This window comes from Mycobacterium sp., from assembly GCF_035499775.1.
Classification (GTDB): domain Bacteria; phylum Actinomycetota; class Actinomycetes; order Mycobacteriales; family Mycobacteriaceae; genus Mycobacterium.
Map to the genome: position 1 here is coordinate 1 of NZ_DATJYB010000287.1, position 6977 is coordinate 6977.

The following is a 6977-nucleotide window of genomic DNA, read 5'->3' on the forward strand; positions in this document are numbered from 1 at the left end:
CCCTGACGCCGCCCCAGATGAATAGCGCACTCTGGGCAGCTACCAGCAGGACGATGACAAAAATCATCACCATCAACGCGGCGATAAGCGGTCCATAGCGGCCGGCGCTGAAGGTACCCATCAATGCGAGTGCCAGCACACAAAAAACGGTGACCAGCACGCCCAGCCCGCCGATCACAAATGCGAGGACCGCCGCGGCAATGACGGTGCCTGGGGCGCGTCGCGAACCGTAGCCCTGGGCCGGAGCACCGTACTGCGGCACGACGCCGTACTGAGGCGCGGCATAGGGCTCCGCGTGCTCAGGCCAATCGATGACTGCTTGAGACACGTTGCGCTCGGCAACTGCCCAATATGGATGTGACACTGATCCTCCTGAATGGATTTCGGTTTACGGGGGTCGACTTCGGTTTGTGGGTTGGCTGAGTGACGGCAAAGTCGTTCCTGCGAAGACATTCGCAGTCAGCCCTTGGTAGCTCCTAAAGAAGTTCTTGGAGCGCCGGCGCCGGCTGTCCAGCACGATGCCAGGATGGCGGCATGACCACACATGAGACTGGCGGTGATGCGGCGTCGTCCGAGGGCGCGGTGACCGTCACCGAGACAGGCACCGGGATCTTCACGCAGCAGATCGCCGCCGGGCACCACCAGCTCTTCGCCGACGAGCCGCGACCGGTCGGCGACGACGCGGGGCCGACACCCTACGATCTGGTCCTGGCCGCGCTCGGGGCATGTACTTCGATGACGGTGCGGATGTACGCCAATCGCAACGGCTGGCCACTCGAGCGAGTTCGAGTGGCGTTACGGCACTCGCGAATTCACGCAAAGGACTGCGCGGACTGCGAAGCCACCAGCGAATGGATCGATCAGATCGACCGCGAAATCGAGATAACCGGCGATCTCGACGACACTCAGCGGCAGCGGTTACTGCACATCGCCGAACGCTGCCCCGTTCATCAGACCCTCACCTCGGAGGTCCGGGTCGTCACATCGTTGCGCTGACAGCGCATCAGGGCGCCTGGGTGGCGACCCCAAGGAGGGCAAGTCCGGTCTGCAGTGTGGCCGCCGGCACGTCGTCGACGACGTGATGAAGAGCGCTCGGACGCCGCCAGTGTCACCCGTCGTCGTCGATCAGTGCAGTGACTTGAAGCTCGACCCGCATCGTTGGACTTGCCAGGGCCGCGACGCCGATGCATGTCCACAGCGGAGCGCGCTCACCCATCCGCCGGCGAAACTGTTCCGCCATCGTGGTCAGGTGATCCCGACCGATCAGGCCGTCAGCGTCCGGCACATGGTAGGAGTGAACGCTGACCACGTGGCGCCACGATGCTCCGGCAGTCGCCAGCGTCCGCTCGACGTTGTCGAAGGCCTGAATCAGTTCGTCTCGGACCGATGCTGGAAAGTACCAGTCGTCGTCCCAACCGCCCTGGCCGGAGATCTCGACCCGGTTGCCGTACCGAACGGCCTGCGAATAGTGCAAGTTCTGTTTCTGGCGTTCGCCATACCCGGGAGTGACGAAGAACGATGGGCTGTTCATGTATGTCATCTTGCAGGTGATTGCTGATTAGACGCGCCCGTTTTCCTATCACAGCGACCTAGACTGCTTACGTGTTCGAAGTCCCCGAAACCCGCTATGCGAAGTCGGGTGACGTGAGCATCGCGTACCAGGTCGTCGGCGACGGACCGTTCGACCTCATTCATGTTCCGATGTTCGTCTCGAACCTCGAGCTCCAGTGGGAGGACCCAGCCGAGCGCAGATACTTCGAGCGTCTCGCATCGTTCTGTCGTTTGATCATGTTCGACAAGCGGGGCACCGGCCTGTCCGATCGGGTCGCCGTGGCAACGCTCGAGGAACGGATGGATGATCTGCGCGCCGTGATGGACACCGCTGGCTCGCAGCGGGCTGCCGTGTTCGGAAGCTCGGAAGGCGGAGCCCTATCCATCCTCTTCGCGGCGACATACCCGGAGCGTATGTCGGCACTCGTCCTGTACGGCGCGTATCCGCGCATGGCGTGGGCGCCCGGCTACCCGGACGGCATTCCCGAGGAAATCTGGGCTGATGGTGGGCGGCAGATCGAGGAGAACTGGGGTCGCGGGCAGGGGGCATTGCCCCTCTTCCTCCTCGCGCCCGACCGAGCCGACGATCCCGCGTGGCAGAAAGCACACGCACGATGGGAGCGGCTATCGGCAAGTCCGGGAGCTGCGGTCGCGATCATGCAGATGGTCACCGAGATCGATGTGCGCTACCTCTTGTCGGCGATTCGCGTGCGTCTCAGCACTCGCCGGACCGGGCGAGGTTCTGGTGTCGTCGACGGTCAAGGACCTGGTGGCCGGCTCCGGTCTGACGTTCGCCGACCGTGGGACTCACGTGCTCAAAGGTGTGCCCGACGAGTGGCGGATATTTGCCGTCGAGAATTGACGATTTCGACTCGTAGACCCCCGCCGACCGTGGGGCCTATGCACGAAAATCGTTGGCATTTCGTACATTAGCCCCACAGTCGGGCACCGGCCGCGGCCGGCCCAATCCCAAGCTAGGCAATTGACGTCTGCGCCGCTGACCAACTGGGAGGGCGCTTCTCGATGAAGGCCTGGACGCCCTCGAGCGCGCTGGCATCCATCATGTTGCAGGCCATCGTCGCCCCCGCGTCCGCGTAGGCAGACTCGATGCCGACTTCGATCTGCCGGTAGAACAGCGCCTTCCCCATTGCGACCGCAACAGCCGGCTTCGCGACAATGCGCGCAACCAATGTCTCGACCTCGTCGTCCAGCGCCTCGGGCGCCGCCACCTTGTTGACCAGACCCAACACGTGGGCTTCCTCCGCAGAGATGAATTCGCCGGTGACGAGCATCTCGAAGGCGGCTTTACGTGGCAGATTGCGCGACAGCGCGACTCCCGGGGTCGCGCAGAAGAGCCCGACGTTGATGCCGCTGACCGCGAATCGCGCGTCGTCGCTCGCCACCGCCAGGTCACACATCGCGACGAGCTGGCAGCCCGCAGCGGTCGCGAGACCGTGGACACGCGCGATCACCGGCACTGGCAGGCGCTGGATCGAAAGCATCACGGCGGTGCACTGTGTGAACAGGCGCTGGTAGTACTCAAGCGAAGGCTCGGCCCGCATTTCCCTCAGGTCGTGGCCGGCGCAGAAGGCCTTCCCGGATGCCCCGAGAACGACCGCGCGCACCCCCTGATCTTTGACGAGCGCGTCAACGACCTCGCCGAGCGTTGCGAGCATCGCCTCCGACAGCGCGTTGAAGGCCTGCGGCCGGTTCAGCGTCAGCGTGACGACGCCGCGATCGTCGCGGTGTTGTAGCAGCAGCGGTTCTTCCATCTCGCTGACCTCATTCGATTGTCGTGGAGCTGACGGCGTGCCCAGGCGAGCGTCAATTATCTGGGCTCCACCTCATGTCGAATTCAACATAGTCGCCGTCGACCTTCGTGACCTTCATGTGCGAGGTGTAGCGCCCGCCGGGGCCGTTGAAGTGGCAGTCAAATGTCTGGCCTACCTTGGCCTCGACTCCGGAGGGACAGCTCACGTCGGTCGGCGTGAACCCACTCTGCCGCGACACCCCATCCCTGAGAATTCCGGCGGCCTTGTCCGCAATGATGAATTTTGTGTTCGCAGCGACGAGCACGATCACCACTACGCCTATTCCCACGATAAGGGCGATCGCCCCTGCGACGATTAGTCCGATCACCAGGCCGGTCCGCGATTTTCGCGGCGCTCCCCCGACCGGCGGTTGCCACTGCGGTTGCAGGCCCGGCGCCTGGGGCAGGTACGACGCCTGGGGCACAGGTCCCGGGAATTGCTTTTGCTGCCGGTTTTGCGTCCAGTTTCGACCGTCCCAGTAACGCAGCACATTCGGGTTCTCGGGGTCGTCGTACCAGCCGGGTTGATTGGACATTGTCACGGGCGAAACCTCCAGGTTCGCTGTCGAACGGCTCGCGGAAATTTACCTCCAGCTTTGAGTTCGACGTGCGCCCCAGTGAATCACACATATATCCGGCGTCACCAAACTCTCGGCGGGCCGCAAGAAAAGCCGGCCTCAACAAAGAGAGACGAAATACCCTCGCGTCATATCGTGGGTTACCACGAGTGGACCCGCGCATAGCGGCTGTGCAGAACGGAGGCGCAAATGCCGAAACAGACCACGGCGCTGGAAGCCGTCAAGATCCAGGCCCGCGCTGTGATCCCGATCGTGAGAGCGCTCGAGCGCGAGCTCGGCAAGGGGCGCGCGCACGCGCTTGTGGGTCAGGCGATCGCGGAATCGTATGCGGAATGGCAGACCAAGGCGGTCACTGCGCGAAACTCCCACCCGCGCAACACAGATATAGAGGCTCAGTTGCCTATCGAAACCGACGTCGTCGAAGACTCGGACACGACATACGCGGTCAACATGACCCGATGCCAGTTCGCGGAATACTTCCGTGGGATCGGGGCGGCCGACGTCGGGGCACTCCTGACCTGTGGCGTCGACTTCGCAGCAGAGGCGGCGCTGCGCCCCGATTGGGAGTTCCGTCGCACCCAAACCATCATGGGCGGCGCAAGCCATTGCGACTTCCGCTGGCGGTTACGAACGGCGGCCGAGGGCGAAGAAGCCAAGCCGCAAAATGACGGAGGTTGATGTTTGCCCGTCATGCATGTCTTCGCGCGTTTGAATGACGGTTCCGGCGGGCATAGCAGCAGGATTCCGGCAAGCATTAGGAGCAGACAATGCAACGACATCCGGCTCTGTTGAGTTTGGCGGCGAGTCTGTTGTGGGTAGCTGGTTGCTCACCAGGAGCAGCGGCCCCGGCCCCTGGCGTCAGCCTCACCATCGACGGCAAGAACCAGGTGGTCCAAGGTTCGGTTTCGTGTAGCTCCCACTCCGCCGGTGAAGCCATCCAGGTCGGTGAAATGCCCAGCGGCGTCTACGTTCACGTGGCACCGCAAAATTCCGGAATCGAGGAGGTCAAGCTGGGCAACTCGACGGGAAAGCCCCTCGTGGGACGCAACGCGAACCTCTCGCTCGGTCAGGATGGCACGTACGACATCACCGGCGAGGCGGTTCCAGCTGACACGAATGACTCAAGCGCGCCAAAGCCTTTCGAGCTCAAGATCAAATGCCCGTAGGTTGCTCCTCGGACGGTTCCGGGACGTAAGCCGTCAACGAGTCACCGCTGGGCCGAGCCCGAAAACCTTTACTGCGGCTGACTTACCTTTCAGCGCATGCGATCCCCGGTCGGTGAGTCCGGGCGGTCGATTAGTGAGGGCGTCGACGGACTCCTGGGTGAGAAGGATTGAATCGCCGGTGGTCTTGGTGAGCTGCTCTACGCGGGCGGCGACGTTGACCGTGTCGCCGATCAGAGTGAACTCCAGCTTGCCTCCACCGCCGATGGTGCCCGCGATCACCACACCGGTGTTGATCCCGATGCCGATCCGAAGCTCCCCGTCGAACCGCTCGGCCACCAGGCGGTGAATCAGCACCGCGGCGCTCACCGCGGAGTCGGCATGATCCGCGAGGTCGTTCGGCGCGCCAAAGACGGCTAGAGCGCCGTCGCCAAGGAACTTGTTGACGTGCCCACCGGCATCGACGATCGCGGGCACCACTATCTCGAACAAAGCGTTGAGACGGGCGACCGTGTCCTCGGCGGTATTCGCCTCGGCGAACGGGGTGAAGTCACGGACGTCGACGAACATCACCGTCACCTCGCGGCGCTCGCCGATGAAGACGTCATTACCTTGCTCAAGTAGCCGCGCCGCCAGAACAGGGTCGACGTAGGTGCCGAACGCCGCCTGAAGTCGTTGCCGCTCAGCCAAACCAGCCTGCATCCGGTTGAACGACGCCGCCAGCGCGCCGAGGTCATCGTCCTGAACCACCGGCAGGCGTTGACTGTAGTCGCCGGCCGCAACGCGTTCCGTTCCTTCGGCCAGGTCGCGAATGGGTCGCATTGACGGCGCGAACCCGGCACCGACGCTAATCGGCACCGCGAAGCCAAGCGCTACACACCCGATCACCACGGCGAGGACGGGGTTTTCGGCGACCTGATGGAACGCGGCGCCCAGCAACGCGGCCCCGATTGAAAAGCCGAACGCGACCGCGAGCATCGAAATCTTCGACCATGCGGCAAACGTCGGCCTGGAGCGGGGCAAAGAGTCACCGATTCCCGTGTCACCTGCGATGGCGACCCTGGCCGGTCGCAGCGCCCCTTCCACCCAGCTGTGCACACCGATCAACTGGGCAGCAGCTGCGAAACAGGCGCCCAAAATCCCGTACTGGACCAGGCGCCACTCGGTCGCTCCCGCGATCGCACCGACAACGACAAACATGAGGGCAAGCGCAATAACGTTGCTTCCCAACCCTCGGGCGACCGCACCCCGGGCGGTGACATAGGTGGCGTCCAGTGCCTCCACCCGATCGACGTCGTGGCCGCCGGCCCACTGCTCCACGGGGTGAAGGCGTCCCAGGCCGGGAAGAAAGTACATGTACGCCAGCAGCGGCACGGCCACGACGGTGACGGCTGCGGCCTCGACGTAGCGATCAGACTTCTCGTAGGCGACGACGATAGACGACAACATGAGGTAGGCCGGCAGGAGCACGGCGAACATGACTGCCCATAGTGCCCACGAGTACGTCGCCGCGTACCGATCCCACACCCACTGCCAGACGCGATCCATGCCGCGAGGTTAAACGTCCGTAGCCGTTGAGCTGCGGCCATTAACGAAGTGTTCCCGTCGTTCCCCGCTCGCTGACGAAAACGAAGCACCCCCGACCTAGACCGGGGGTGTTTCGTGTCAGTTACTTCCTAGTGGTGATGGTGGCCGTGGTCGTCTTCCGCCTCGGCCGGCTTGTCGACCACTGCCGTCTCGGTGGTGAGCACCATCCGGGCCACCGACGCCGCGTTGAGCACCGCCGACCTGGTGACCTTGACCGGGTCGATGACGCCGTCGGCGACCAAATCGCCGTACTTCAACGTGTCGGCGTTCAACCCCTGCCCGGCCGGC

General features: G+C 63.7%; 8 protein-coding genes and 3 pseudogenes. 5 read left to right on the top strand and 6 right to left on the bottom strand.

All coding sequences use genetic code 11. The annotated features are described in order from the left end of the window. Window positions 1-364, bottom strand: a 364-nt coding sequence (locus VML93_RS18470) for a hypothetical protein (RefSeq protein WP_325612860.1), incomplete at its 3' end; no start/stop codon positions are given. A 170-nt stretch (window positions 365-534) separates the two neighbouring features. Here VML93_RS18470 and VML93_RS18475 point away from each other — a divergent pair. Beyond that, window positions 535-996 (top strand): OsmC family protein, encoded by a 462-nt coding sequence (locus tag VML93_RS18475; protein WP_325612862.1) that lies wholly within the window; start codon window positions 535-537, stop codon window positions 994-996. A gap of 112 nt (window positions 997-1108) precedes the next feature. Here the strand turns inward: VML93_RS18475 and VML93_RS18480 are convergent, their stop codons facing one another. Continuing rightward, on the bottom strand, window positions 1109-1531 hold the full coding sequence (locus VML93_RS18480) for a Rid family hydrolase (RefSeq protein ID WP_325612864.1): 423 nt from the start codon (window positions 1529-1531) through the stop codon (window positions 1109-1111). A 257-nt stretch (window positions 1532-1788) separates the two neighbouring features. Between VML93_RS18480 and VML93_RS38630 the strand changes: the two are divergent. Continuing rightward, window positions 1789-1968, top strand: a pseudogene (locus VML93_RS38630) (alpha/beta fold hydrolase); the annotation flags it as partial. Between the two features lie 289 nt (window positions 1969-2257). Next, a pseudogene (locus tag VML93_RS38635) lies at window positions 2258-2413 on the top strand (adenylate/guanylate cyclase domain-containing protein); the annotation flags it as partial. 112 nt (window positions 2414-2525) lie between these two features. On the opposite strand, the gene VML93_RS18490 reads toward VML93_RS38635, so the two are convergent. Both VML93_RS18490 and VML93_RS18495 read right to left on the bottom strand, forming a co-directional pair. Then, window positions 2526-3323, bottom strand: a complete 798-nt coding sequence (locus tag VML93_RS18490; protein WP_325612868.1) for an enoyl-CoA hydratase — start codon at window positions 3321-3323, stop codon at window positions 2526-2528. A gap of 52 nt (window positions 3324-3375) precedes the next feature. Then, a complete protein-coding gene (locus VML93_RS18495) occupies window positions 3376-3897 on the bottom strand; it encodes a DUF2510 domain-containing protein (RefSeq protein WP_325612878.1) in 522 nt (173 codons plus the stop codon). Between the two features lie 231 nt (window positions 3898-4128). Here VML93_RS18495 and VML93_RS18500 point away from each other — a divergent pair, with 231 nt between their 5' ends. Together VML93_RS18500 and VML93_RS18505 are read left to right on the top strand one after the other, a co-directional pair. Further along, entirely contained in the window at window positions 4129-4617 is a 489-nt protein-coding gene (locus VML93_RS18500; protein WP_325612870.1) for an L-2-amino-thiazoline-4-carboxylic acid hydrolase, read from the top strand. Window positions 4618-4706: 89 nt separating this feature from the next. Next, the gene (locus VML93_RS18505; protein WP_325612872.1) at window positions 4707-5105 is read left to right on the top strand and encodes a lipoprotein LpqH; all 399 of its coding nucleotides are present in this window, start codon (window positions 4707-4709) and stop codon (window positions 5103-5105) included. Between the two features lie 33 nt (window positions 5106-5138). Here the strand turns inward: VML93_RS18505 and VML93_RS18510 are convergent, their stop codons facing one another. Further along, window positions 5139-6650, bottom strand: a complete 1512-nt coding sequence (locus VML93_RS18510) for an adenylate/guanylate cyclase domain-containing protein (RefSeq protein WP_325612874.1) — start codon at window positions 6648-6650, stop codon at window positions 5139-5141. Between the two features lie 128 nt (window positions 6651-6778). Continuing rightward, window positions 6779-6977: pseudogene (locus VML93_RS18515) on the bottom strand (TCP-1/cpn60 chaperonin family protein); the annotation flags it as partial.

Coding starts and splice junctions, on each gene's coding strand:
- VML93_RS18475 (WP_325612862.1), top strand. CDS start 535: ATGACCACACATGAGACTGGCGGTGATGCGGCGTCGTCCGAGGGCGCG.
- VML93_RS18480 (WP_325612864.1), bottom strand. CDS start 1,531: ATGAACAGCCCATCGTTCTTCGTCACTCCCGGGTATGGCGAACGCCAG.
- VML93_RS18490 (WP_325612868.1), bottom strand. CDS start 3,323: ATGGAAGAACCGCTGCTGCTACAACACCGCGACGATCGCGGCGTCGTC.
- VML93_RS18495 (WP_325612878.1), bottom strand. CDS start 3,897: ATGTCCAATCAACCCGGCTGGTACGACGACCCCGAGAACCCGAATGTG.
- VML93_RS18500 (WP_325612870.1), top strand. CDS start 4,129: ATGCCGAAACAGACCACGGCGCTGGAAGCCGTCAAGATCCAGGCCCGC.
- VML93_RS18505 (WP_325612872.1), top strand. CDS start 4,707: ATGCAACGACATCCGGCTCTGTTGAGTTTGGCGGCGAGTCTGTTGTGG.
- VML93_RS18510 (WP_325612874.1), bottom strand. CDS start 6,650: ATGGATCGCGTCTGGCAGTGGGTGTGGGATCGGTACGCGGCGACGTAC.